Annotated in this window: 25 protein-coding genes; 4 read left to right on the top strand and 21 right to left on the bottom strand. The window is 44.7% G+C overall.

The window, feature by feature from the left end; genetic code table 11:
• Positions 1–117: 117 nt before the first annotated feature.
• The 16 genes from QUF19_RS13405 to vcdP form a co-directional block, all read right to left on the bottom strand.
• Positions 118–477: a putative quinol monooxygenase gene (locus QUF19_RS13405; protein ID WP_102437309.1), complete on the bottom strand. Its 360-nt coding sequence runs from the start codon at positions 475–477 to the stop codon at positions 118–120.
• A 50-nt stretch (positions 478–527) separates the two neighbouring features.
• Entirely contained in the window at positions 528–1,034 is a 507-nt protein-coding gene (pgpA, locus tag QUF19_RS13410; protein ID WP_108110896.1) for a phosphatidylglycerophosphatase A, read from the bottom strand.
• The gene (gene thiL, locus QUF19_RS13415; protein WP_286294608.1) at positions 1,034–2,008 is read right to left on the bottom strand and encodes a thiamine-phosphate kinase; all 975 of its coding nucleotides are present in this window, start codon (positions 2,006–2,008) and stop codon (positions 1,034–1,036) included. The genes pgpA and thiL overlap by 1 nt, the downstream gene beginning before the upstream one ends.
• Positions 2,009–2,123: 115 nt before the next feature.
• Entirely contained in the window at positions 2,124–2,591 is a 468-nt protein-coding gene (gene nusB, locus QUF19_RS13420; protein ID WP_004734399.1) for a transcription antitermination factor NusB, read from the bottom strand.
• On the bottom strand, positions 2,591–3,061 hold the full coding sequence (gene ribH, locus QUF19_RS13425; RefSeq protein WP_004734398.1) for a 6,7-dimethyl-8-ribityllumazine synthase: 471 nt from the start codon (positions 3,059–3,061) through the stop codon (positions 2,591–2,593). The genes nusB and ribH overlap by 1 nt, the downstream gene beginning before the upstream one ends.
• A gap of 280 nt (positions 3,062–3,341) precedes the next feature.
• Positions 3,342–4,451 (bottom strand): bifunctional 3,4-dihydroxy-2-butanone-4-phosphate synthase/GTP cyclohydrolase II, encoded by a 1,110-nt coding sequence (gene ribBA, locus QUF19_RS13430; RefSeq protein WP_017060784.1) that lies wholly within the window; start codon positions 4,449–4,451, stop codon positions 3,342–3,344.
• A gap of 108 nt (positions 4,452–4,559) precedes the next feature.
• Positions 4,560–5,216, bottom strand: a complete 657-nt coding sequence (locus QUF19_RS13435) for a riboflavin synthase (RefSeq protein ID WP_004734396.1) — start codon at positions 5,214–5,216, stop codon at positions 4,560–4,562.
• Between the two features lie 84 nt (positions 5,217–5,300).
• Complete coding sequence (ribD, locus tag QUF19_RS13440) at positions 5,301–6,425, bottom strand: bifunctional diaminohydroxyphosphoribosylaminopyrimidine deaminase/5-amino-6-(5-phosphoribosylamino)uracil reductase RibD (protein ID WP_286294613.1); 1,125 nt, start codon at positions 6,423–6,425, stop codon at positions 5,301–5,303.
• 10 nt (positions 6,426–6,435) lie between these two features.
• On the bottom strand, positions 6,436–6,885 hold the full coding sequence (gene nrdR, locus QUF19_RS13445; protein WP_004734394.1) for a transcriptional regulator NrdR: 450 nt from the start codon (positions 6,883–6,885) through the stop codon (positions 6,436–6,438).
• Between the two features lie 155 nt (positions 6,886–7,040).
• Positions 7,041–8,291: a glutamate-5-semialdehyde dehydrogenase gene (locus tag QUF19_RS13450; protein ID WP_286294614.1), complete on the bottom strand. Its 1,251-nt coding sequence runs from the start codon at positions 8,289–8,291 to the stop codon at positions 7,041–7,043.
• 111 nt (positions 8,292–8,402) lie between these two features.
• The gene (gene proB, locus QUF19_RS13455) at positions 8,403–9,587 is read right to left on the bottom strand and encodes a glutamate 5-kinase (RefSeq protein ID WP_434784911.1); all 1,185 of its coding nucleotides are present in this window, start codon (positions 9,585–9,587) and stop codon (positions 8,403–8,405) included.
• A 76-nt stretch (positions 9,588–9,663) separates the two neighbouring features.
• Positions 9,664–10,053 (bottom strand): sigma factor-binding protein Crl, encoded by a 390-nt coding sequence (gene crl / locus QUF19_RS13460; protein ID WP_017091097.1) that lies wholly within the window; start codon positions 10,051–10,053, stop codon positions 9,664–9,666.
• A 144-nt stretch (positions 10,054–10,197) separates the two neighbouring features.
• Positions 10,198–11,451 (bottom strand): esterase FrsA, encoded by a 1,254-nt coding sequence (gene frsA, locus QUF19_RS13465; RefSeq protein ID WP_286294616.1) that lies wholly within the window; start codon positions 11,449–11,451, stop codon positions 10,198–10,200.
• 89 nt (positions 11,452–11,540) lie between these two features.
• A complete protein-coding gene (gene gpt, locus QUF19_RS13470) occupies positions 11,541–12,005 on the bottom strand; it encodes a xanthine phosphoribosyltransferase (RefSeq protein WP_017084190.1) in 465 nt (154 codons plus the stop codon).
• An 84-nt stretch (positions 12,006–12,089) separates the two neighbouring features.
• A complete protein-coding gene (locus QUF19_RS13475; RefSeq protein ID WP_076668253.1) occupies positions 12,090–13,379 on the bottom strand; it encodes an NCS2 family permease in 1,290 nt (429 codons plus the stop codon).
• Between the two features lie 519 nt (positions 13,380–13,898).
• The gene (vcdP, locus tag QUF19_RS26545) at positions 13,899–13,985 is read right to left on the bottom strand and encodes a small protein VcdP (protein ID WP_016767614.1); all 87 of its coding nucleotides are present in this window, start codon (positions 13,983–13,985) and stop codon (positions 13,899–13,901) included.
• A 456-nt stretch (positions 13,986–14,441) separates the two neighbouring features.
• On the opposite strand from vcdP, the gene QUF19_RS13480 reads away from it, so the two are divergent.
• Positions 14,442–15,914, top strand: coding sequence for an aminoacyl-histidine dipeptidase (locus tag QUF19_RS13480; RefSeq protein ID WP_286294617.1), 1,473 nt, complete (start codon positions 14,442–14,444; stop codon positions 15,912–15,914).
• A 336-nt stretch (positions 15,915–16,250) separates the two neighbouring features.
• On the opposite strand, the gene QUF19_RS13485 is transcribed toward QUF19_RS13480, so the two are convergent.
• Positions 16,251–16,790, bottom strand: a complete 540-nt coding sequence (locus tag QUF19_RS13485) for a DUF3332 family protein (protein ID WP_102339886.1) — start codon at positions 16,788–16,790, stop codon at positions 16,251–16,253.
• 271 nt (positions 16,791–17,061) lie between these two features.
• Here QUF19_RS13485 and QUF19_RS13490 point away from each other — a divergent pair, with 271 nt between their 5' ends.
• Positions 17,062–18,108 (top strand): succinylglutamate desuccinylase/aspartoacylase family protein, encoded by a 1,047-nt coding sequence (locus QUF19_RS13490; RefSeq protein ID WP_102437294.1) that lies wholly within the window; start codon positions 17,062–17,064, stop codon positions 18,106–18,108.
• 134 nt (positions 18,109–18,242) lie between these two features.
• Here the strand turns inward: QUF19_RS13490 and QUF19_RS13495 are convergent, their stop codons facing one another.
• Positions 18,243–18,557, bottom strand: a complete 315-nt coding sequence (locus QUF19_RS13495) for a DUF3622 domain-containing protein (protein ID WP_102437292.1) — start codon at positions 18,555–18,557, stop codon at positions 18,243–18,245.
• Positions 18,558–18,919: 362 nt separating this feature from the next.
• On the opposite strand from QUF19_RS13495, the gene QUF19_RS13500 reads away from it, so the two are divergent.
• On the top strand, positions 18,920–19,927 hold the full coding sequence (locus QUF19_RS13500; RefSeq protein WP_286294618.1) for an adenosine deaminase: 1,008 nt from the start codon (positions 18,920–18,922) through the stop codon (positions 19,925–19,927).
• Positions 19,928–20,053: 126 nt separating this feature from the next.
• Here the strand turns inward: QUF19_RS13500 and QUF19_RS13505 are convergent, their stop codons facing one another.
• Entirely contained in the window at positions 20,054–21,238 is a 1,185-nt protein-coding gene (locus tag QUF19_RS13505) for an NnrS family protein (protein ID WP_286294620.1), read from the bottom strand.
• Between the two features lie 288 nt (positions 21,239–21,526).
• On the opposite strand from QUF19_RS13505, the gene QUF19_RS13510 reads away from it, so the two are divergent.
• Positions 21,527–22,081, top strand: a complete 555-nt coding sequence (locus tag QUF19_RS13510) for a gamma-glutamylcyclotransferase family protein (protein WP_286294621.1) — start codon at positions 21,527–21,529, stop codon at positions 22,079–22,081.
• Between the two features lie 114 nt (positions 22,082–22,195).
• On the opposite strand, the gene QUF19_RS13515 is transcribed toward QUF19_RS13510, so the two are convergent.
• Positions 22,196–22,528 carry a tRNA-binding protein gene (locus tag QUF19_RS13515; protein WP_102437284.1) on the bottom strand — a complete coding sequence of 111 codons (333 nt, stop codon included), beginning with the start codon at positions 22,526–22,528 and terminating at the stop codon, positions 22,196–22,198.
• Between the two features lie 152 nt (positions 22,529–22,680).
• Positions 22,681–24,465, bottom strand: a complete 1,785-nt coding sequence (locus tag QUF19_RS13520) for an SgrR family transcriptional regulator (RefSeq protein WP_286294622.1) — start codon at positions 24,463–24,465, stop codon at positions 22,681–22,683.
• Between the last annotated feature and the right edge of the window lie 370 nt (positions 24,466–24,835).

Below are 24,835 nucleotides of genomic sequence, written 5' to 3' on the forward strand. Positions count from 1 at the left end.
AACGGCATAAGCTAAAAAACAAAAAAGGTTGGCCCTAGGGTCAACCTTTTTAGTATCTGCTAACTCGTTAGCTAAACCTCATATCGCTCAACTAACTTTCGCTAACCCAACCTTATTTCAGCAACAAGGTTTAAGTACTGGTGCGTCGTAATTCTCTGGTTCATCAGAGTAGATAGCAACGTTAAAGTTCTCAACCAAGCCTGTCTCTTCAACACACTGCTCTTGGAAGAACTGTTGAATCTCACGGCGTTGGCAATGCGCTTCAAACGCTTCGTTGTCTGCCCAGATCTCATTGAAAGCAATCGGGAAGCTCTGGCCTTCAGCAAATGGGCTCTGAATGTGACGAGTCACTGTGTATTGAATACAACCATCTTCACGCAGAGTGTTTGGCTCTAGTGATTTTAAAACCTCAAACAGTTCGTTCAGTTTGCCTTCTTTTGGCTGAAATTGAGCGATACAGTAAACCTTCTTAGACATTGTAATTCCTTGTTTTTCTCTATTATTGTTCGTTCTTTGGGTATTGATTCTTAAACGAGCCAGCCTGAAAAATGTGCCACGGCATACAGCGAAATCGCCGCCATAATACCCGCCACAATATCATCAATCATGATACCTAAGCCGCCGTGAACTCGCTTGTCTAACCAACCAATTGGCCAAGGCTTTACCATATCGAAAAAACGAAACAGCACGAAGCCAGCGAATAGCCATTTCCAATCATTAACAGGAATACCCAACAACGGCACCAGGCCCATGGTAATCCAAAAGCCTGCAAACTCATCCCATACAATAGAGCCGTGATCGTGCACGCCCATGTCATCAGAGGTCACTTGGCATATTTTGATACCAATAATACAGCTCACAATCACAAGAATGACATAAATAGGAAAAGGTAACTGAACCAGCAATAGATAAAATGGAATCGAAGCAAGCGTGCCCATGGTGCCGGGAATAATAGGCGATAAGCCACTGCCAAATCCTGTTGCCAATAAATGCCAAGGATTTTTAAGAGAGATTGCAGAAAGTGGATTTGTCATCAATTAACCTTAAAGTGATCGTAACCAGTTAAGTTCCAGCTTAGTGGTTCACCATTATTGTGTAGTTCAAAATATTCTACAGGTCTTATCTGGCCAATGCAGGTGACTTTTGTTCCAGTGTGTGACAAAGCACTTTCCAGTGAACCTTTATTTTCTTCCGGCACGGTAAAGCAGAGTTCGTACTCTTCACCACTGGTAAGCGCATACTGTTGTGCAGAAGTAATATCGGAAGAGAATTGACGTAATTCAGCGGAAATAGGCAACGTACTCACATCAATGCTTGCACCGACCTGAGAACGCTTGAGAATGTGTTTTAAATCAGCAATAACACCATCAGAGATATCAATGGCAGACGAAGCAAGGTTTACTAATGCCTGACCAGCCAAAACTCGTGGAGTGCTCAGGTAGTGTCTCTCTTCAAGCTCTAGCGCATAAGGCTTAGCTTGGTTCTGTTCTGGGTCTAATATCACCTCTAGGCCCGCTTTGCTGTCGCCTAAGTTGCCCGTTACGTAAATCCAGTCACCCACTTTCGCGCCATCTCTGCGTAGTGCTCGGCCCTCTGGTACAAATCCTTGCACAGTCAATGTCAAACTCAGCGGTCCTTTGGTCGTGTCACCACCGATTAGTTGAATACCAAAGTAGTCTGCAAGTTTGAAAAAAGAATCACAAAATGGGGCAAGCCACGCTTCATCGACTTCAGGCATGGTTAACGCAAACGAAACCCAAGCAGGTGTCGCGCCCATAGCCGCAAGATCACTGATGTTCGAAGCCAAGGCTTTGTGTGCTACCCAAGCTGGATTCGCTTCCGCTAAGAAGTGAGTGCCCGCCACTAAGGTGTCCGTACTGATCGCGATCTGAACATTACTTGGCGCTTTGACCAAAGCACAGTCATCGCCCGCTGCCAGATGTACGTCTTTACGTTGTGGTTGTCGATTTACAAAATATTTTTCAATCAGGTTAAATTCGCCAGACATCACATGCCCTATCTTTAGTCTTCATACAAATCCCCGTAATAATTGGTATTACAGAAATTTAGTTACAAAAAAGGCCAGCATAAAAGCTGACCTTTAGATTCAATATACGAACGTCTTATTTCTTACGAACGTGCGGTGCAGCTTTATCAAGCACACCGTTAACAAACTTATGGCTGTCTTCTGCTGCGAATACTTTCGCAAGCTCGATAGCTTCGTTGATAACCACTTTGTATGGTACATCTTCGCGACGAGTCATCTCGTACATGGCTAAACGTAGAAGCGCTAGTTCCATCAAATCCAGATCTTGCATAGGGCGAGATACGAATGGACGAAGCTTGCTATCAAGTTCCATGTGGCTAAGAGCAACACCAGTTAGCAGGTCGCGGAAGTATGCAACGTCTGTTTCTGGCATAGCAAGTGCAGGTTCTGCAGCATGATGCTCTTCTTCATCATACTTACCACCAGATAAGAACTGTTCTTCAACGGTAGCAATATTTTCTTTAGTAATTTGCCAAGAATAAATTGCTTGTAGAGCAAATTGACGTGCGTTACGACGTGCGGCTGGTTTCACACTGGCCCCCATTAGGAATCGATTTCAGAAAGAACGTTGATCATCTCAAGTGCGCTAAGTGCTGCTTCTGCACCCTTATTACCAGCCTTGGTTCCTGCGCGTTCAATAGCTTGATCGATCGTATCAACAGTAAGAACACCAAACGCTACTGGAAGAGAAAATTCCAGAGACACTTGTGCCAAACCTTTATTACATTCACTACAAACATAGTCAAAGTGAGGTGTACCGCCACGGATTACTGTACCAAGAGATACAATCGCATCGAACTTACCCGTTTTTGCAACGCGCTGCGCTACAAGTGGAAGTTCTACTGCACCAGGGCAACGAACAACAGTGATGTTGTCTTCGCTTACTTGTCCATGACGCTTTAAAGTATCGATTGCACCAGAAAGTAAACTTTCGTTAATAAAACTGTTGAAACGAGCAATAACGATAGCAATTTTTGCATTTGGCGCTGGGAAGCCACCCTCGATCACTTTCATAAGCCTTCCTTTAACTATTTTCATCAAGTGAGAATCGCCGGATTCTAGCACAAAACTGTGAGCAATATCTAATGCTAATTTAGAAGAACAGACACCGGAGATGTAAAGATGATAACGCAGCGCTGCTCCCAAGCTTATGGGAACAACAAGTCGCTAAGCTCACGTGTTTAACACGCTGTAAATCTGGCTTAGCGACTTTGCTCTTTTGGTCTGATTGGTTATCAAAAGAGCTATCGGCGTCATCATTGATTTATGTTGCTACAAACTCATAGGCAAGTGACTACTCGCAAACGTATTCAACAACGTTAAGACCAAAGCCGCCCAATGCGTGGTAACGCTTGGTGCTTGAAGAGAGCAAACGCATATCGTGAACGCCTAGGTCTTGTAGAATCTGAGAACCCACACCAACACGACGAGAAGTACCTTGCTTCTTAGCCATGGTAGGTTGCTCATTCTTATCTTGCGCTTCGAACGTCTTCACTTTGTGGATCAAAGAATCAGACGACTCTTCGTTACCCAGAATAACCAACACACCGCCTTCGTCGCCAATGCGCTTCATCGCTTTATCTAGCGACCAGCTACGCTCAGTACCACGGTCAGAATGAAGCAGATCGGTAAACGTATCATGCAGGTGAACACGTACTAAAGGAGCACCTTCAGACAGGTCACCTTTTTGCATCGCATAGTGGATCTGGTTATCAATCGTGTCACGGTAAGTTACGAGCTCAAAGTCACCAAACTCTGTTGGCAGATGGCACTGTGCGACACGTTCAATCGTCGTTTCTGTGTTGTTGCGGTATTCAATCAAGTCAGCAATGGTGCCTAGTTTGATGTCGTGTTTTTCAGCGAAGACTTCAAGATCAGGGCGACGTGCCATGGTGCCATCGTCATTTAGGATCTCAACGATAACCGATGCTGGCTCACAGCCCGCTAGACGTGCTAAATCACAACCTGCTTCGGTGTGTCCAGCGCGAGTCAGAACACCGCCGTCTTGCGCTGTCAGTGGGAAAATATGACCAGGTTGAACAAGGTCAGCCGCTTTTGCGTCTTTTGCCACAGCCGCTTGAACAGTAACGGCGCGGTCTGATGCAGAAATACCCGTTGTTACGCCCTCAGCAGCTTCAATTGAAACCGTAAAGTTCGTCGTGTATTGAGCGTTGTTGTCTTGAACCATAGGCGCTAGACCCATGCGATTTGAACGCTCTTTGGTCAACGTTAGACAGATTAAGCCACGGCCATACATAGCCATAAAGTTAATCGCTTCTGGCGTGACATGTTCTGCTGCCATGATCAGATCGCCTTCATTCTCGCGATCTTCATCATCCATCAGGATAACCATTTTTCCTAGGCGAATGTCTTCAATAATTTCTTGAGGAGTACTAATTGGCATTGTTCTATATCCTTTGAAATGGTTCTGCTTCCTAGAACCGACACTATTTAAACCTGATGATATTGCTCGCTTTTACAAAGTGATGTTTAGTGCACTTTGTACCAACGGTTAGGCAAAACCATTCTGCTGTAAGAATTCCATCGTCAATCGAGATTCAGGCTCAGACTCTTGCTGCTGGCCTTGCAGTAAACGCTCCATATAGCGCGCTAATACATCAACTTCTAGATTCACTTTACGACCAACATTGAATTGATCGATGGTCGTTTCTGAAGAGGTGTGGGGAACGATAGTCAGCTTAAAGGCATTCTTGCGTAAATCATTCACAGTCAGGCTAATACCATCTACGGTGACTGAACCTTTTTGAGCCACGTACTTTGAGATCTCTGCTGGCATTTCAACCCAGAACTCAATCGCACGACCAACTTGGTTACGCTCAACAATCTCACCCACGCCATCAACGTGACCCGATACAATATGACCACCGAAACGCGTGGTCGGTAGCATTGCTTTCTCTAGGTTGACCTTATCGCCAGCTTGGTAATCGACAAAACCCGTTTTTTTCAGGGTCTCAAGCGAAAGATCTGCACTGTAGCTGTGGTCGTTATACTCAACAACCGTCAAACAAACACCATTGGTAGCGATACTGTCGCCTAACTTAACGTCAGCCATATCAAGATTACCAACATTAACCGTTACGGTGATGTCTTCTCCGCGGGGAGTGATTGCACTCAATGTACCTACGGCTTCTACAATTCCTGTAAACATTTTAAAACTCTTTTTGTTGTCAACGACACGTATGTAGTTGGAGTAACTATTTCCACAGTGGTTTCGTCACGATTTGTTTCGCGACTATTGGCTAGCCACAATTGGTTTCGCAATAATAGGTTTCGCGACAATGCGAATATCCACGCCAACCTGTCGAACATCTTTAATTTCTAGGTCAATTACATCAGACATTGAAGTGAGCCCTAATGCGCCCATCAAACCTCTTCCGTCACTGCCCATAAGTTTAGGCGCTAAATAGAGGATTAGCTCATCCACTAACTGCGCTTCAATCAAGCTTTTTGCCAATGTCGCGCCCGCTTCGACCCAAATATGATCAATATGGTTCGCTGGCAATTGACGCATCAAATCGTGTAAATCAAGCTGACCAGCATCCGTTGTTCCGACCTCAATATCAGCAGAGGTTTCAGCAACTCTCAATACCGAAGTTGGAGTCTGGAATAACTTGAGCTCAGGATACAGTTGATTTTGGCGATCAAGAATCACGCGAATCGGCTGACGCAGCTCGTCTTCAACGTAATTTGTTTTGGCACTGCTTGGCAACTCTGCCCAGCGAACATTCAGTGACGCGTTGTCTTCAATCACCGTTTGGCTGGTTGATAACACCGCGCCTGATTTGGCTCGGTAGTTCTGAACGTCACGACGCGCTTCTGGCGACGTGATCCACTGGCTTTGACCATTGTTCAATGCCGTTTGGCCATCAAGGCTAGCCGCCATCTTTAACTGAACAAATGGCATACCCGTTTGCATACGCTTGATAAATGCAGGATTTAAATCGAGAGCATCTTGCTCTAACAAGCCGATTTCAACCTCAATACCCGCATCGCGTAACATCTTGATACCACGGCCCGCGACTTTAGGGTTTGGATCCTGCATGGCACAAATTACTTTTGAAACTTGAGCCTTAATCAAGCCTTCAGCACAAGGTGGTGTTCGACCATAGTGCGAACAAGGTTCTAGCGTGACATAAGCGGTCGCGCCTTTTGCCTTGTCGCCCGCCATTCGCATAGCGTGCACTTCAGCATGAGGTTCGCCCGCTTTGGCATGAAAACCTTCGCCAACGATCTGACCGTCGGTTTGTACAATGACACAACCCACATTTGGGTTTGGCGCAGTGGTGTAAATGCCGCGTTTCGCTAATTGAATAGCACGCGACATCATTTGAAAATCTAAGGGAGTAAAGTTAGACATGATTGAGGGGTTAGTCCTCTAATTTAGCGATTTCTTCGCCAAACTCTCGGATGTCTTCAAAGCTGCGATAAACAGAGGCAAAACGGATGTACGCCACTTTATCCAATTCTTTCAATTGGCCCATAACAAGATTACCGATCATCTCGCTTGGTACTTCACGCTCACCAGTCGCACGGAGTTGTGACTTAATCGTACTGATCGCAAGTTCAATGGCATCAGCACTCACTGGGCGTTTTTCTAGGGCACGCTGAACACCACCGACCATTTTATCTTCATTAAATGGTTCGCGGTTTCCATTCGACTTAATGACTTTAGGCATCACAAGTTCTGCCGATTCGAAAGTAGTAAAACGTTCACTACATGCAAGGCATTGACGGCGACGACGAACCTGATGGCCATCGGCTACCAGTCTTGAATCGATTACTTTAGTGTCGTTCTCTGAACAAAAAGGACAATGCATATCACCTCCAAATAATTGAATATCAGTGTAACGGAATTGCCAAACGTTAGGAAAGAAAAAGGGCCAATTAAGGCCCTTTTGTGTGGTGATTCATTAATTATTGCTACGCGATAGCAATTTCTAAAATGAGCTGAGGAGTAAAATTAACGAGAACGTTAACCACGAACTAAATAGTTCGCCTTACCCACCCATTTGTAGCTTGTCAGTTCTTCTAAGCCCATTGGACCACGAGCGTGTAGTTTCTGGGTAGATACTGCAACTTCTGCACCCAAACCAAACTGTGCGCCATCGGTAAATCGTGTTGATGCATTCACATAGACCGCAGCTGAACCGACCGAATTAATAAAGCGCTCTGAGCTCTCTAGACTATTCGTCATGATCGCGTCTGAATGGCTCGCGTTGTGTACGCGCATGTGGTCAATCGCTTCTGCCACATCCGCGACGACTTTCACGCCTAACGTGTAGCTTAGCCATTCAGTGTCAAAGTCACCTTCAACTGCATCACGTTGGTCTTCAAAACCCGCTATCAGTGATTTTGCGCTAGTGTCAGCAACCAAGGTAACCTTACCCGCTAAACGCTGTGTTAGCTTAGCTAAAAAGGCTTCAGCAACCGCTTCGTGCACTAATAGTGTATCTAGCGAGTTACACGCAGATGGGCGTTGAACTTTAGAGTTTTCAACTACATCAACAGACTTTTCAAGGTCAGCGCTTTCATCAACAAAGATATGGCTGATACCGAAGCCGCCAATGATTACTGGAATGGTGCTGTTCTCTTTACACATATTGTGCAAACCAGCGCCACCACGAGGAATGATCATATCCACGTAGTCATCCAACTTAAGCAGTTGAGAAACGAGTTCACGATCCGGTTTCTCAATGTACTGTACTGAAGCAGCAGGAAGTTCCGCTTTCTCTAATGCAGACTGGATGACTTTAACCAGCTCCATGTTTGAGAAGAATGTCTCTTTGCCGCCACGTAGGATGCTTGCGTTACCAGTTTTCAGACACAGTGCCGCAATATCAATAGTTACGTTTGGACGCGCTTCATAGATAACACCAACTACGCCAAGCGGCACACGACGACGAGACAGTGACATACCGTTTTCCAGTACCTTGCTATCAATCTCGCTGCCAACAGGGTCATTCAGGCTAATCACGTTACGTACATCGTTAGCGATACCCGTTAGACGTTCTTCGTTGAGCAATAGACGATCAAGCAGTGCGTCGGTCAGACCCGCTTCACGACCAAGTTCGATATCTTTCGCGTTCGCTTCTAAAATCGTTGCTGCATTTGCTTCTAACTCATCAGCGATGATTGCCAAAGCCTTGTTCTTTTGCGCCGTTGAAGCGGTCGCTAGGTGGAAAGCAGCGTCTTTTGCTGCAATACCCATGTTAGTTAAATCCACGTTTAACTCTCCCTAAATTCTGTCTGTCTTTGGATGTAAAAAGGCGATTCACGATGTCTAGAGCTGTATAGCTGGAGCTAAACCCGCGGTTCATCGCCTTATCATCACGAACTACTCTTGAATCACAACCAAGTCGTCACGGTGAATGACTTCTGACCCGTAATCGTAACCAAGAATGTCGCCAATATCTTTACTGTGCTTGCCTGCGATTTTTGCTAGGTCTTGGCTTGAATAACTGGCGATACCACGCGCAATGACTTTGCCTTTGCTGTTGGTAACTTGAGTGACTTCACCACGAGAAAACTCGCCTTGAACTCGAATCACTCCTTTCGCCAACAAGCTACTGCCTTTGGTGTTAACGGCATTTACCGCACCATCGTCGACCACGATGTCACCAGCAGAAGCTGGGCCTGCTAAAATCCAGCGCTTACGGTTTTCAAGCGCTTCTGCTAACGGCAAGAAACGCGTGCCTTGTGGGTTATCACTCAATGAGTCAAACACCACATTTTCAGCACTGCCTGCTGCAATGATCACTTCAATACCCGCACGACGAGCAATATCAGCCGCCTGCAGTTTTGTCGCCATGCCGCCAGTACCTAGCGTAGTACCACTGCCGCCTGCGATCTTACGCAGTGTGTCATCAATGGTTTTTACTTCTTTGATGAGTTCAGCGTTTGGATCTTTGCGAGGGTCAGCGGTAAACAGGCCTTTTTGGTCGGTTAATAGCAAAAGCTTATCAGCGCCGCATAAAATACCAACCAGTGCCGACAAGTTATCGTTGTCGCCCACTTTAATTTCGTTGGTGGCTACTGCATCGTTTTCGTTTACTACCGGAATAATATCGTGTTCAACGAGTGCGTTGATCGTGTCACGTGCATTCAGAAAACGCTCGCGATCATCGAGATCTGCACGAGTCAGTAGCATCTGGCCAATTTTAAGGCCATAGATCGCAAACAAAGACTCCCAAACTTGAATCAACTGACTTTGCCCAACTGCCGCAAGCAATTGTTTGCTCGCCATCGAGTTGGGAAGTGCGGGGTAACCAAGGTGCTCACGTCCGGCTGCAATTGCACCAGACGAAACCATAACCACAGAGTGGCCTTGTTTTTTTAATTCAGCACATTGACGAACCAACTCAACCATGTGAGCGCGGTCTAATGCCAATGTTCCACCAGTTAAGACACTGGTACCCAGTTTAACAACGACAGTTTTACTCTGTGTTGTTGTCCCGCTTTGATGATTTGTTGTCATGAAGTCTTTTATGAATAAAACAAATAAGAGGTGATGTTTTAGCAATCAACAAGAGAATTCACAAGCAGAAAAGGTGCGAAATCGCACCTTTTTGCTTTATAGAGAAGAGTAACCTTTAAAATCAGACGAATTCGACAGACTCTTCGTCTAACTGAACGCCGATTTCAAATTTCTTTTGAAGTTCGTCAACCAGCTTTTGGTGAAAGGCTTCTTGAGTTCGAGAGACCTCAGCGACCGCCTTTTTAGGTAATGGCAAAGGATCCCAGTTACCATCGATGTTGTATTTACCCGTGTTGTACTTCGCAGAAAATCCTTCTTCCGACTTATCCAACTCTAGCCACCATCCCCAGAACTCGCGCTCTTCTGGTGACTTTTTATCGTTCACACACACAGACAAGCAATCAAAAATATAGTGGCCTTCTTCTGATTGCGGCTCCCTCAAGTACGGGCCAATGGCCTTTAAAACGTTTAACAAGCGATAATGTGTCGGTTGCTGTGTCACTTCTGACATATTGAATCTCCATTTTCAATGTTAAGAATGACTTTACTCAGACTGCAATACGTAGAAAGCACGCAGTTGGATTTTATAAATTTTCTCTGAGTATCAGGTACTTACTTTGTACACTTTTCATGCTTAACTAATTTAGGAGAAATGTCATCTAAATAATTCATCCTCAAGCCACTTTATCGCTAATTCGAGGGATTGCTCATACCCCTGTGTAATTGATTTAGTTTTGATTTTCTTCGCTTTGCCGTAATCACTGTAAATAGCAACCAGTTGATTATCCAGATGCGGTGAAACAGGGTCACCTTCTAAAGCCAAAGCCAAAATAGGAACGCTGGTTTTGCTGTTAGCCAGCAAGCCTTGCACCTTCAATGACCAAGCCATCAGCTGCCCAGAAAGGCTATTGATATCCACCGCCCCTTTGCCAAGGCGAGAAGCCAACACGTCCAAATGCATCTTAGGCATCTGCTTGAGTTTGTCCGCATGAACAAAGATATCGTGGATCGGAGCGCCAAGAGAGATACAGGCTTTGAGTTTGTGTTGCTCAAGGAAGGATAACCTCACCATCGCGTTACCACCGAAACGGAAACCAAACAGACCGACTTTATGATGGTCCACCCATGGGATATTAGGCAGTTCATTCAACACGGCTTGATGCAGGCAAGAAGAGTCTTCGGTTAGTGGCCAATGTGAACTGTGCCCTATCGACGGCATATCAATCGTTAGCATCGCAATGTTTTTCGGTGCTAGGTAATCTCTAAACAAACGCCACATATCAGTTTGCAAGCTATCTAAGCCAGCACTCACGATCACGACAGGTTGTGGTTTGTCTGTTTTGGTTAGATGTAAGTTCGCCTTAATCTTTTTGTTTTGATACGGCACTTCGATTTGTTTGACGATCAATTTGGTGTGTTTGATCGCTTCAGAATACGCAGCGTTCGCTAATACCTGTGCCTGAGCAGCAAGGTTATCGTTCTTTAGATGTGGGTAGCCCGCAATACTGAAACACAAAGAAGCTGAGAAAAGCTCTTCAGCCATCTCTTCCCCACTCTTCTCATTAGAGCGATTTTGGTGCTGCATACCCAGCTTGGTCCACTCGTATGCCCAGTTACCACTGCGGTAGCCCATCACGGTATCTAGCCACTCATCGGTGGTACGAGAATTATCGGATGAGGCGATGCGTGCCAATACCGCTTCTTGCTCTATCGGGTTTACGCCTTGCCATACCCACTGAAGACGTCTTAGGTTTCGATACCAAGATGAGTTCTGCTCTTCACGTTTTTGATCCAACAGTTCTTCTGAACTTGGCATGTAACGCGTGAGCATTGAGGTCTCTTTGGCCTGCTTATGTTTTACAAACAAGGTTTCCGAAAGGTTCGAGCTCGTTTCTTCTGATTCAGACATTGGGATACTTAATAAGAAATGGTTGTTACTAATCATATAAAAAAAAATGACCCTATAAAGGGTCATTTCTCAAAAAACTAAGTTTACACTTATTTTGACTTGCGATTTACCGGCTCAACGAAGCTTAGGCTAGTATCCCAAGGTTGCTCAATCCATGTGTCTTGAGCGATATCAACGATGTATTCGTCTAACAAATCTGCGCCAGATGGTTTTGCACATACAGCGATCAGTTTCGCTTTAGGGTACATTTCGCGAAGCTTGCGTGCAGTGTCACCACTATCAACAAGATCTTCAACGATTAGGAAACCTTCGCCGTCACCTTCAGGAGCTTTAACGACTGTCATATCACGTTGGTGATCGTGGTCGTAGCTAGAAATACAAATCGTATCTACGTGACGAATACCTAGTTCACGAGCCAAGATTGCACCAGGAACCAAACCACCACGGCTTACTGCCCAGATACCTTTCCACTGTTCTGCTGGCATTTGCTTTTCAGCTAGTTGACGGCAGTAAGTCTGCATGTTGTCCCAAGTGATAACGAATTTGTTGCTCATAGTATAAAACCTAATAATTTTGTCATGTTATTAGAGGCTATGCCTTACATAGCCTCTTCAGCGATTAAGCAGAAATCTAGACGATTAAGCGAAAATGTATTTAAGAATAAAGATAACCGACATTACCCACACAGCAGGTGAAACGTCGCGACCTTTACCACTTAGCAGCTTAATTGCAGCGTAAGCGATGAAACCTAGTGAGATACCCTCAGCGATAGAGTACGTCAGCGGCATAAGCAGGCATGTTACCACGACTGGTGCAGCTTCCGTAAGATCACGCCAATCAATGCCAACTAGGCCTGACATCATCAGAATGGCTACATAGAAAAGTGCACCTGATGTTGCGTAAGCCGGAATCATACCTGCAAGTGGCGAGAAGAAAAGAGCCAGTAGGAATAAGATACCAACTACAACCGCAGTTAGACCGGTACGACCGCCTTCAGCAACACCCGCAACACTCTCAACGTAAGATGTCGTGTTTGATGTACCTAGCAATGCACCGATAGACGTTGCTGTTGAGTCAGCAAGTAGTGCCTTGTTTAGACGAGGCAGTTTACCGTCTTCTTTGATTAGGTTTGCTTTCGTAGCAACACCAACCAGAGTACCCGCTGTATCGAACAAATCGACGAACAAGAATGCGAATACCACTGAAATCATACCAATTTCAAATACAGCAGAGAAATCAAGCTGCATGAACGTTGGCGCTAGGCTTGGTGGAGTAGACATGATGCCGCCGTATTGAACGTCACCAATTGCAATGCCGATAGCCGTGATTGCTAGAATCGCAATCATTACAGCACCTTTCACACCGCGGTGAACAAGAGCAATAGTCAGGAAGAAACCAAGCGCACCTAACATTGGCGCTATCGCAGTGATATCGCCAAGTGAAACCTTAGTCGCAGGGTTAGAAACAACGATGCCTGCATTACCAAGTGCGATGAACGCAAGGAAAAGGCCGATACCCGCAGAGATACCAACACGCAGAGACATAGGAATCGAGTTGATGATCCATTCACGTATCTTGAAAATGCTTAAGAAAATGAAGATGACGCCAGATACGAAAACCGCTGCCAAAGCAACTTGCCACGTGTAACCCATGCCCATAACAACAGCGTAGGTAAAGAAGGCATTCAGCCCCATACCTGGTGCTTGTGCGATTGGGTAGTTAGCGACAAAGCCCATAATGAAACAGCCAATAGCTGCCGCTAAACAGGTTGCTACAAATACAGCGCCATGGTCCATACCAGCATCAGCTAGAATCATTGGGTTTACAAAAATGATGTAAGCCATTGTTAGGAAGGTTGTTAGACCTGCGATGATTTCAGTGCGCACATTGGTGCCATTTTCACTGAGTTTGAATAGCTTTTCGAACATTATCGAATCCTATAAGGGTAAAAAGTAAACGGTTGCGTAAACGATTGGCTGTGGATTATAAAGTTATCAAATAACAAATTCCAGATAGAATTAAGGCTCTAATCGATATTTATCAGAATGCCGTATGAAACAAAGCGATTAAAAAGACAGGAACCAAAGATTAAAAACCTGTAAAAACAACAAATTATATAACAAAAACACGATAAGATTACTTGGTTATTTTTTCAACCATCGGTTATTTCCATTGAGAATGTAGCCATCATATTCTCAATTTAAACCCACAAGAGTTGTGTATTTTTCAACAGGATCAGTAATAATACGCAAATTGATATTTTAGCGTTTAAAAAACAACCACTGTGAATAACAAAAAATGATGAATTTAACAGGTAGGTAAAAGTAGCAGGCAAAAAAAACGCCACTCAAAACTGAGTGGCGGTAGAATCTGTCAACCAAAAGGGCTGTAAAAGAATTCCAATATATAGGGGTGAACAAAACTGTTCGAGTTACATGCTTACGGTATTAGTAACCGAAGCTTGTAGGGTATGCAAAGTTGCTAGTGTAAACAGAGCTGTTAAGCCAGAACATTGCAGATGGTAAACCTTTCATAACTATCACCTTAATAAATCAATAAAAAACGAATTTGATTTCTCGGTTCCTTGGAGGCGATAAAACGGACTCATCCTTTGAGCATTTACTCTTCACTTCAGAAGTTGGTTATTAATATACCCGAAAGAAAAAAGATTACAAGTATTTTTTGCTGTACGTCACACTTTTGGCTAATTCTGGTTATTTAAGAAACTTAATTTTGTAATTAAATTACAAAATAGACTTAAACAAACGTTTGCTTACACCATTTATAAGCATCAACACACTTACTTGTGATCAAATGAACAAGACCGCTTTCAAAAATTGAAACATTTGACGTTTAGAAGCGCTACTCGTCAAAAGCCTCAAGTGGTATGCTGTTGCCATCAAAACAGACCCATATTTTAGATTTTTGTTCTAGGTTTTTACTCATAAGAATCCTAAATATATGGTTACCAAATAAAAAAGGAGTCATCCGTGTCTGAATTCCATTCTGAGATCAGTAAATTATCCCCTGCCCCTATTTGGCAGTTCTTCGATAAGATTTGCTCAATCCCACATCCTTCTAAGCATGAGGAAGAGCTAGCTCAATACATTATTGCTTGGGCAACAGAGCAAGGTTTAAATGTACGTCGCGACCCAACGGGTAACGTATTCATTACTAAACCTGCAACGCCAGGCATGGAAAACAAAAAAGGTGTTGTGCTACAAGCGCACATCGATATGGTTCCACAAAAGAACGAAGACACGGTTCACGACTTCGCTAAAGATCCTATCCAGCCATACATCGATGGTGAGTGGGTTACAGCAAAAGGCACAACACTTGGCGCTGATAACGGCATGGGTATGGCTTCTTGCCTAGCGGTTCTTGCTTCAAACGAAATCAAGCACGGCCCTATCGAAGTTCTACTAACCGTAGATGAAGAAGCGGGTATGACGGGTGCTTTCGGTCTTGAAGCGGGTTGGTTAGAAGGTGATATCCTTCTTAATACCGATTCAGAGCAAGAAGGCGAAGTGTACATGGGTTGTGCTGGCGGTATCGACGGCGCAATGACTTTCGACATCACTCGTGATGCAGTCCCTGCTGATTTCGTTACACGTAAGCTAACGCTAAAAGGCCTTAAAGGCGGTCACTCTGGTTGTGATATTCACACAGGTCGTGCAAACGCAAACAAATTGCTTGCTCGTTTCCTAGCGGGTCACGCAAAAGAGCTAGATCTTCGTATCGTAGAGTTCAAAGGTGGTAGCCTTCGTAACGCTATCCCTCGTGAAGGCTTCGTAACGGTGGCAGTACCGGCTGCAAACCAAGACAAACTGGCTTCGCTATACAACTACTACACCGAGCTTCTATCTACTGAGCTGGGGAAAATCGAAGACAGCATCGTAACATTCAACGAAGAAGTAGCCGTTGAAATGGGTACCCTTGCTCAAGCAGAACAGGCTCGCTTTATCGCAGCACTTAACGCATGTCCAAATGGCGTGATTCGTATGAGTGATGAGATTGAAGGTGTTGTTGAGACTTCTCTAAACGTTGGTGTTATCACAACAGAAGAAAACTCAATCACGGTACTTTGCCTGATTCGTTCACTGATCGACTCTGGCCGTAAGCAAGTTGAAGGCATGCTTCACTCTGTTGCTGAACTGGCTGGTGCGAACATCGCGTTCTCTGGTGCTTACCCAGGTTGGAAGCCAGACGCTGATTCAGAAATCATGCACATCTTCCGCGATATGTACGAAGGCATCTACGGTCACAAACCAAACATCATGGTTATCCATGCTGGTCTTGAGTGTGGTCTATTCAAAGAACCTTACCCGAACATGGACATGGTTTCTTTCGGCCCAACGATCAAGTTCCCTCACTCTCCAGATGAGAAAGTGAAGATCGACACCGTTGAGCTATTCTGGAACCAAATGGTTGCACTGCTTGAAGCAATCCCAGAAAAAGCTTAATTCGATAAGCTATGTGTTTTTCAATAAATGGTGTTTTCCAATAAATGGGCTCTTCAATAAATAGTACTTTTCAGTAAGCACCGTTTATCCGAGACAAAATAAAACAGGTACTCAATGAGTACCTGTTTTTGTATCTAACCTTTGTCATCGACTATTTGTGACTAAAGAAGCAATACCAATCACAGTAAGTAAGTGTTCAGAAATAGCGCAGGAAAAAGGCTTGAGAACAAGGCGTGATTTTCTGATAAGTAGTTATTCTACAATCAAAAATCACAACGCAGTTATCGAGATTTTTAACAAGCTAGGGTGACCAGTTATTTACTACGATTGGTATAACTAAGCGCGCGTAGCCGCGTAGCTCTCTAGCTCATCAATTGAAGTTTGTGCCACAACTTCACCATCGATGAAGTACGTCACCATCTCGCCATCGCGAACACCGATTAACGTCGCACGCTCACCAGATTGGTAAGTAATATCCATTTGGATCGTGTTTTCATCAATCTGCTGCATTTGACCTTTCTCAATCACATCAGCACTCGTAATAGGGCCTACTGGCGCTTCCGTTAGAGACGGGTCAAGTTGGTTATTGATGTCTAGGTACGTATCAGTTTTAGTATCAAAGATGTGCGGAGAACCAGTTAGTGGGTTGCTACCAGTCCAGAACTCTAGTGAGTTGAATACCAGGTAATCGGCAGCAACCGTTAGGCCGTAAGCAGGCGCTAGTAGCATGTTCAAGCCACCGCGTGCGTAACGGTTATCAACAGCCTTAACGTTAAACTTCATTAGGTAACCCGTTACTGCGTTACTACCAACACAGCCAGATAAAGCGACAGAAACCACCGCCAGTGCAACGACTTTTGAAATTGTTTTTTTCATTTTTATCTCGATATATGAATTTGGCCGCCAAAAAATGGCGATGGATAATACCAATCAACTGAATGATAAATATCAGAGTTAAATCAATGTATTGTCAGAAAATTCACAATTTGAAACACCCTCTAATTAGCCAAATCAAAAACAGAAACCAATTCAGAAGCCCCTTCATAAAAAACTTTTGTCGTGACCGTAAAGTGATTGATTCGTACTAAAAATCAACGATTGATACATTCCGTGTTAACGAATTATCACCATGTTGAGAACAACCTAAATGGCAAGACTAAAACCTAATCAACCATTCGAATTACTTGGTTATACTGTTCAGCCAGGACAACGAATGGAGATTGAACTGCAAGCAGCTCAGCTTTATACCCATTCTCCACTTTCGATCCCGATTGAAATCATTCACGGTCGCCAATCAGGTCCAACTCTGATGGTGAACGCAGCGATCCACGGTGATGAGCTAAACGGCGTCGAAATCGCAAGACAGCTCACCAACGCTATCGAACCTAAAAAACTGAAAGGTACGCTGATTGTTGTGCCTATCGTTAACGTGTTTGGCTTTATCCATAAATCTCGCTATCTACCAGACCGTCGTGACCTAAACCGTTGCTTCCCTGGCAGTGAGAAAGGTTCGTTAACATCACGCATCGCTTACACCTTCTTCGAGAACGTAGCGAAACACTGTGATTACATTCTGGATCTACACACCGGCGCGATTCACCGTACCAATCTGCCACAGATTCGTGCGAACCTATCGAACCCAGAAACACTGCGCATCGCAAAAGCGTTTGCAACACCAGTGATCATTGATTCTCCATTGCGTGACGGTTCACTCCGTAGCGAAGCAGAAAAGCTTGGTATCCCTGTATTAACTTACGAAGGTGGTGAAGCACTGCGCTTCGATCACCTAGCGATTCGTGCAGGTTACCTTGGCGTGCATCAAGTGATGAAAGAGATCGGCATGCTGCGTCCTAACCGTAAGAAGTTACCAGAGCCAGTATTGAGTAAATCCACCAGCTGGATCCGTGCTGAATCAGACGGTATTTTGCGTAACATGGTAAGACTTGGCGAACAAGTTGAAGCGGGACAAACCCTTGCTTACATCAGCTCTCCATTGGGTCACCAAGAAGGCCAAGTGATCACGACCAAAGGTGGTATCGTGATTGGTCAACAGACTCTGCCTTTGGTAAACGAAGGTGATGCGGTGTTCCACATCGCTTACTTCAAGCAAGACGATGAAGAAGTAGGACAATCAGTAGAGAGCTACATTGAAGAAGTGGCAGAAGACGATTGGCTAACTGCGCTGAATAACTAACTGCGCTAAATAACTAAGCTTGCAGAGTCCGTTAACTGAATAACGCTCAGAAATGTAAAAGCCCCAATATAGGTGACTATATTGGGGCTTTTTTCTGCTCTTCTTCAAACAAGAAGAGCATAAATTATTGCGACTTACTCGTCGTCTAGCTCTTCTGCGCGAGCTTTTGCACGTGCTTCACGCGCTTGCTCAGCTTTAAGCTCTTTAGTGTGACGAATTTCATCACGCTCTTTACGCTGCTCTGATTTACGATCGTTACGCTCAGCTTGGTTTGCAATGAAAGAAGCCAGTTCTTTCTCAGCCCACTCTTGTGCTAGAGCTTCAGTTTCGAAACCAGCTTCACGCTTAGAAACTGTTGTGCTGCGAGACGTTACTTGACGAGTAATCTCTGCACACCAACCGTTGCGTTTTTCTGTAAGGCGGATATCAAATTTTTTGTTCTTAGACATGTTCTATTTATTCCTAAGGGAGATCATTAAGGGATCGGTCAACTTTGATAACTCCATCTAAGTGAGCATCTTTTAACACCATCCCTTGGTAAGCGCGGTATTAGAGCACAAATCAATGAATATTGCTGCAAATATTTGCAGCGGATCACACTCCATTGCTGCAAATCGTTTGCGGCTCATTTCAATTCCTCCATAACCCTCCATTCACCAGCAATTTCAGCGCTGTTTTATCGACAACATTATCGACAACAATGAAATGAACTATGCTCAAACAGAGATAAATGAATCGCCTAAGGCTTCATATTAATAGGCACTAATACCTCACCTACTCCGCCCATAATTAAAATAGCTAAGGAGTTGCTATGGATAGCTTTATCAAAAATTTACCGAAGGTTGAGCTGCACTTACACATAGAAGGCACACTAGAACCCGAATTGATGTTCGATCTCGCCAAGCGCAATAAGGTGTCGATACCCTTTGAGAGCCCAGTCCAAGTTCGTGAAGCCTATCAATTTCACAACCTGCAATCCTTCCTCGATATCTATTACCAAGGTGCCAACGTGCTGCTCCACCAGCAGGATTTCTACGACCTGACTTGGGCTTACCTATTGAAATGCCAGCAAGACAACGTGGTTCACACCGAAATATTCTTTGACCCACAGACTCACACCGAACGTGGAATAAGTTTCGACACAGTTGTTGGTGGCATTACCCAAGCTTTACAGCAAGCTGAGCAGGAACTAGGGATAAGCAGCCAACTGATCATGTGTTTTCTGCGCCACCTTGATGAAGACAGCGCATTCGAGACGCTCAAACAAGCCCTGCCCTACAAAGATAAAATCATAGCGGTTGGACTAGATTCATCGGAACAAGGCAACCCGCCAGAAAAGTTTAAACATGTCTTTCAAGAGGCCATCAACCAAGGTTTCCTAACCGTGGCCCATGCAGGAGAAGAAGGCCCAGCGCAAAATATTAGTGACGCTCTGAACTTGTTAGGCATCACCCGAATTGATCATGGGGTTCGTTGTGCAGAAGATCCTGAGCTGATGGCAGAACTGGCTGTAAAGCGCATTCCACTCACAGTTTGCCCGCTGTCGAACACCAAACTCAAGGTCTTCGACACCATGCAGCAACACAACATCGTAGAGCTCTTAAGAAAAGGTCTGTGCGTCACCATCAATTCAGATGACCCAGCTTACTTTGGTGGGTACATGAATGATAACTTCCTTGCTGTCGCCAATGCTCATCCACTGACGAAAAACGAATTGGCACAGTTCAGCATCAATGCCATTGAAGCAAGCTTTGTTTCCCCTCAAGTTAGACAAGCACTCTCCGCGCAAGTGCGCCAATATCTCACCGAGAATATTTAACGACCTAATAGTTAACGAACGAGCAGAGAAAGTAGAGAAAATGCACTTTCAGCGCGATCAAAAAAGGGAAGCTCATTGCTTCCCTTTCATTATCTGCAGGCTTAACTAATAGGCTCAATGCACTGATTACCCCGGATGACCATCCACTCGCGGAGTTAATAGCATCATGCCGAATTTCCAGATAAACAGACCGAACGCCAACGTCCATAAACCCGCGCTGATGTTAACCATCTCAAATAAGTAAGCCGGGAAGAAGGTCACACCCAAACTGCGCACTAACGCGGCAATGAAAATGGCTGCGAACGCTAATGCCATGCTTGGCCCTTTGTAAATCGCACGGCCTGTGTGCCCCATGGTCACACGAGTAATCATAGCGAGAATCAGACCACTCAAACCGCCAATCGCAAACAGGTGTAGCATGTTATGACTAGCAAATGGGTTGTTTAACAAACCTCTTAGCAACAAGCTTAAAGGGATACACAAGTAAGCCGCATGCAGTGACCACACTAATGGCTCAGATAACGTCGTCCAAGGCTTCCAACGAACAAAGCGCACCAACTGAGTAACACCCGCAAAAACCATCAACTCATTGCCCACTTGAGCAAAGGTTAACGGGAAGAAGCTCAGAACAAACAATCCAACCAAAGGTAGATTAGCCAGCCATTCCAACCAAACCAAAGGTTGCGCTTTCTCAAAGTCAAAGCGACGTGCCGTGAAGAACGGAATCACTCGCCCGCCCATTACCGACAATAGCAAAGTAAACCACCACAACATCGCTTGCCATACTGCAGACGACGGGAATGGAGGCATGCCCTTAATGGTCGCGTAGCTCGCAAAGTTCGCCACGATAGCCAGTATAAAGAGCGGGATAAAGAACAGATTCTTCCACCCTTTCGATTTTACAACTCGAAAGCCAATCTCGTAAGCGGCGAAGATTAAGAACAGCGCCTCAACCGATGAGATCAGCCATAACGGTGCTGGTGTCCAAAACAAGATACGAGGTGCCAACCACAAGCCGACTAACACGGCTAATCGGTGATGCTTAGTGCCATTAACGCCAGTCCACGTTTGTACAGCGGTTAAAACAAAACCCACCACAATCGCCATGGCAAAACCAAATAACATTTCGTGTACGTGCCACCACAACGCTGGCACTGTTAATATCTCAGGCTGGCCGTTTTGAAACATGATGACCCATGCCACAATGGCAATCACGGCATAGAGACTGCCGAGGAAGAAGAAAGGTCGAAAGCCTAAACGCAGGTAAGCTGGAATCGCGTCTTCTACACTTTTATCTGTGATATTTAACAAACTCGCTCCTAATTCTCAGATAAGCGGTCAAGGGATTACCTAAACCAAATTTGGTGTGCATCGGAATCGATGCAATATGCTGATCACACTGCATGAAACGAGCCAAATAGATAAAGCCAGTAAAAACAACCACTCGCAGAGTTCACTCACCAATAAACAAGTCAAAAAAACACAACCTAAAGAGTCATAAAGACCTATAGATGTGTAAATATAAACTTACTGACTTTTGCCATGGCGACACATATAGTAAGACTAGACTTAAATGGAAGAACTCAGATAAGGAACGCGATGTATATTTTTGGTTATGGCAGCTTGATCAACTCTTCTTCACGTCAACTTACCGGTCAAACTGGGCAAGCGATCCCTGCGATTGTTCATGGCTTAGTGCGTCACTGGAGTAAGATCGATGACAGCTATGTATTATCACCCTTGATCGTCAATCTTGGTGAGGGGCAAGTGAATGGTGTTTTGCTTGAGGTCGATGATGTTGCATTGGCTGAATTTGATCGTCGTGAGCGTGGTTATCACAGAATCGAACTCAAAGCCGATCAGATAGAGAGCCAGACTGAGTTCAAGCAGGATCAATCGATCTGGGTATACATCAAAGACGAGATTCAAGCACCTTGTGAAAACAGCCCTATCGTTCAAACCTATGTGGATACCGTCATGGCAGGATGTTTAGAAGTGTCTGAAAGCTTTGCCGCACATTTTGTGGAACATACTCAGGGTTGGCACCATCCATTAGAAAATGATCGTCACCAACCAAAATACGGCAATCTTGCCGGGGTGTCGGATCACCACCACAGTGTCATCGATGGTTTGATACTGACCGTTCGTAGCTAGTCTTTGAGGGCTTTGGTTATTTTGAAGCTTTAGTTATTTTGGAGCTTTGAGAGCTTTGAGAGCAGATAAGTCGATGAGCTTATAACGAACAAGCTCACCGACTAAATGGATGATTTAAACGACTCGAATACCCGCTGGCATCGCACGTTCTGGTGTCAGCAATACGCTTTCAGATTCATCATCCGTTTCCGCACAAAGCAGCATGCATTCAGAAGTGTGGCCTCTCATCTTGGCTTTCGCTAAATTACACAGTACAACAACCTGCTTGCCCATTAACTCTTCTTCTGTGTAGTAAGGGACTAGGCTAGTCACTGTTTGTAGCGTCTTCTCACCCACATCCACTTGCACGATGTACAGCTTGTCTGCGTTTTCATGACGCACAACTTCGATGATCTTACCCACTCGCATTTCTAACTTAGCAAAGTCACCATAAGAGACAGTATCCATTTCTCACTTCCTATATTGATTCATTTTTTACTTGCTGATAATTTACTAAAATTCAGTAAAACACAAATCTAACATTAGCAGTAAGCCTAATAATTACAAGCGGTAAAGATCTCATTCTGGTCAATAAAGATCATAAAAGTTGTCAGTGACTGTTACCAAATCTCACTCAATTTAGGCCAACCCCAAGCCGTGATCTCCACGCCTTTAAAGATATCTAAGAAGCTGAGTGTTTGCCTATGGTGGAGCATCGGAGTAATCAAACCTTCGTAGATAAGCACAGAGCCCAATTGCTCAAGCTGATTAAGGTATTCATTGGGTGAGAAATCCTCTCGGATACGGTTAAGTTCAGCCACCAGCCATTCACTCACGTCAGATCCAATCGTGGCATGCAGCACAGGATCACTCAAAAAGTACAACAGAGCCGACACTTGGCGATTGTCATCAAGGTTAAGGCTACTTAAGACGATCTCTTCACTGAAACCATCACCCTGCGCTTTCTCTATAAAGGCTTCAAATGAGTAAAGATTGATCTGCGCTTCAATGCCTTCTTTCGCCAATATTTGCACCGCGGCTTTGGCACTGCGTTGAACACCTAAATGTGAATAGCAGGCAATCCGAACTGAGCGAGGTAATTCGATCGGTTGGCTTCTGATGTGTTTAACGTTATGCCAGAAAGGGAAGAAGTTGTGCGCTATTTCGGCGCCAAAGGTCGTTTCATTGAGTTCGAGTTGACGCCAGATTTCTTCTCCATTCAGTCGTTCACTCAACCAACGACGCTGAAGGTAAGACAAGCTAGAGTTGTTCTGATTGAAAATAACAAACAGGCACCCTTCCTCTATTCGAGCTCTTGATGCGGTATGTTGCGAGTCTGGCGTATTGCTGTTTTCCAATGCTCTCTCATTGGGCTCACTGCTCGCGTTGGTGATGATTTTCTTAGAATACTGCTCTGTGTCAGGAAGCGTCTGTGAATCGCCAGAGGCTTGGTCATGGTTCGCCGAGGCCGTGTTTAAAGACCAAATCGTCACTTTATCCGTCAAAGATCGGAAACCATGAAAATACTCATTAGCCGCTAGGGTCAGCTTGCTATCTGAGTGCAATTCAAGGGCAAAGATGCCGCAACCGACAACATTAGATGATGAGTTTTTGAGTTGTTCTGGAGGTTGAAGTGAATATTTTAAGTCACTCATTAACGCCGCAAAGCCCTTGTCACTGCGACTGAGTTGAACAGAAAATCGATAAGGGGTTTCAACCGTGATGGCTTCAAGGTGGTCGAGTTCATTTTGATAATAAGGAAGTGCTTGCAGCTCAAGTAAGAGTTGCGAGATAACCTCAGCATCGACTTTGTCCCCAGAATGGAAGCTCACAGAGGGGCGAAGATAAAACGTCCACACTTTCCAGCTTTCATCCGCTTCCCAATGGTGTGCGATATTAGGAATTAACTCACCCTCAGGGCTCATTGAAACCAAACAAGAATGGATCTGACGAATCAAATAGCGCTCACTATTACGATGTGGTCTTGTTGGGGAGAGAGAAGCAAACGGGCGATTATAAGTCAGCTGCACACTCACTTTGCCTTCTGTCACTTGTGCTCCAGAAGTCTGCTTCAATAATTGTTCGAAAACCACTTGGTTGTATTCAAGAAACTCCAGAGCGCGGTCGTATTTGCTCCCTTTGATCCACTCCAAGGCAATCGAGCGCTTCACCTCGGTGCGGTCGATGCGACGAATCAGAGTCGAACGCTGATTTCGTCCTACTCGTGGTATCCAAGCAATCCACTTTAGCTCACTCATCTGCTTGAGAATGGCGCGCGCGTGTCTTGGGCTGGTGCACATCTTGCCTGCGGTCTCAGCAAGCGTGACGGCATGCTCAACCAACAATTCAAATTCTTCTAGGCGTTCGTAGTATCGAAAAAGGTTAATGCTCTCCAAAACAGGCACTCCAAAGCTAAGTTTGAGTTCCTTATATTAGCTCACCAGTACTTAACTCAAGTAAAAAGGTCTAAAAACTTCGTTATAAGGAACTTAAAATCTAAAAATCACACTCTTTTTCCCTGCCTCATTTTTAGCAAAAATAGCCTCAGATTCTAGCGCAGCCCTACGGTTGAGTATTTCAGGCGAAGATAATTCATCGATAGTTGAGTGCAAAAAAGCATTCACAAGAAAAGCCTCCCTCCATCACTGGCAAATTCACATTTTAAAAGCTTTAGCGATAGCAACCTACTTTATGTTTATGCTCCTACCCCCTGCAAACCATAATCTCGATGCTATCGCTAATCCCCCTTTTGCCATGACTCACCGATGATATTGC

Source organism: Vibrio sp. FE10 (genome assembly GCF_030297155.1).
Lineage (GTDB): Bacteria > Pseudomonadota > Gammaproteobacteria > Enterobacterales > Vibrionaceae > Vibrio > Vibrio apostichopi.

What these genes read in the sequence shown, in the direction of transcription:
- crl (WP_017091097.1), bottom strand. Translation starts at nt 10,053, where the DNA reads ATGTCAGAAGTGACACAGCAACCGACACATTATCGCTTGTTAAACGTT.
- frsA (WP_286294616.1), bottom strand. Translation starts at nt 11,451, where the DNA reads ATGTCTGAATCAGAAGAAACGAGCTCGAACCTTTCGGAAACCTTGTTT.
- QUF19_RS13435 (WP_004734396.1), bottom strand. Translation starts at nt 5,216, where the DNA reads ATGTTTACAGGAATTGTAGAAGCCGTAGGTACATTGAGTGCAATCACT.
- QUF19_RS13515 (WP_102437284.1), bottom strand. Translation starts at nt 22,528, where the DNA reads ATGGATACTGTCTCTTATGGTGACTTTGCTAAGTTAGAAATGCGAGTG.
- ribD (WP_286294613.1), bottom strand. Translation starts at nt 6,425, where the DNA reads ATGTCTAACTTTACTCCCTTAGATTTTCAAATGATGTCGCGTGCTATT.
- pgpA (WP_108110896.1), bottom strand. Translation starts at nt 1,034, where the DNA reads ATGACAAATCCACTTTCTGCAATCTCTCTTAAAAATCCTTGGCATTTA.
- nrdR (WP_004734394.1), bottom strand. Translation starts at nt 6,885, where the DNA reads ATGCATTGTCCTTTTTGTTCAGAGAACGACACTAAAGTAATCGATTCA.
- gpt (WP_017084190.1), bottom strand. Translation starts at nt 12,005, where the DNA reads ATGAGCAACAAATTCGTTATCACTTGGGACAACATGCAGACTTACTGC.
- QUF19_RS13495 (WP_102437292.1), bottom strand. Translation starts at nt 18,557, where the DNA reads ATGTCTAAGAACAAAAAATTTGATATCCGCCTTACAGAAAAACGCAAC.
- ribBA (WP_017060784.1), bottom strand. Translation starts at nt 4,451, where the DNA reads ATGCCAATTAGTACTCCTCAAGAAATTATTGAAGACATTCGCCTAGGA.
- QUF19_RS13475 (WP_076668253.1), bottom strand. Translation starts at nt 13,379, where the DNA reads ATGTTCGAAAAGCTATTCAAACTCAGTGAAAATGGCACCAATGTGCGC.
- ribH (WP_004734398.1), bottom strand. Translation starts at nt 3,061, where the DNA reads ATGAAAGTGATCGAGGGTGGCTTCCCAGCGCCAAATGCAAAAATTGCT.
- QUF19_RS13510 (WP_286294621.1), top strand. Translation starts at nt 21,527, where the DNA reads ATGTATATTTTTGGTTATGGCAGCTTGATCAACTCTTCTTCACGTCAA.
- QUF19_RS13485 (WP_102339886.1), bottom strand. Translation starts at nt 16,790, where the DNA reads ATGAAAAAAACAATTTCAAAAGTCGTTGCACTGGCGGTGGTTTCTGTC.
- QUF19_RS13490 (WP_102437294.1), top strand. Translation starts at nt 17,062, where the DNA reads ATGGCAAGACTAAAACCTAATCAACCATTCGAATTACTTGGTTATACT.
- thiL (WP_286294608.1), bottom strand. Translation starts at nt 2,008, where the DNA reads ATGTCTGGCGAATTTAACCTGATTGAAAAATATTTTGTAAATCGACAA.
- QUF19_RS13405 (WP_102437309.1), bottom strand. Translation starts at nt 477, where the DNA reads ATGTCTAAGAAGGTTTACTGTATCGCTCAATTTCAGCCAAAAGAAGGC.
- QUF19_RS13500 (WP_286294618.1), top strand. Translation starts at nt 18,920, where the DNA reads ATGGATAGCTTTATCAAAAATTTACCGAAGGTTGAGCTGCACTTACAC.
- nusB (WP_004734399.1), bottom strand. Translation starts at nt 2,591, where the DNA reads ATGGGGGCCAGTGTGAAACCAGCCGCACGTCGTAACGCACGTCAATTT.
- vcdP (WP_016767614.1), bottom strand. Translation starts at nt 13,985, where the DNA reads ATGAAAGGTTTACCATCTGCAATGTTCTGGCTTAACAGCTCTGTTTAC.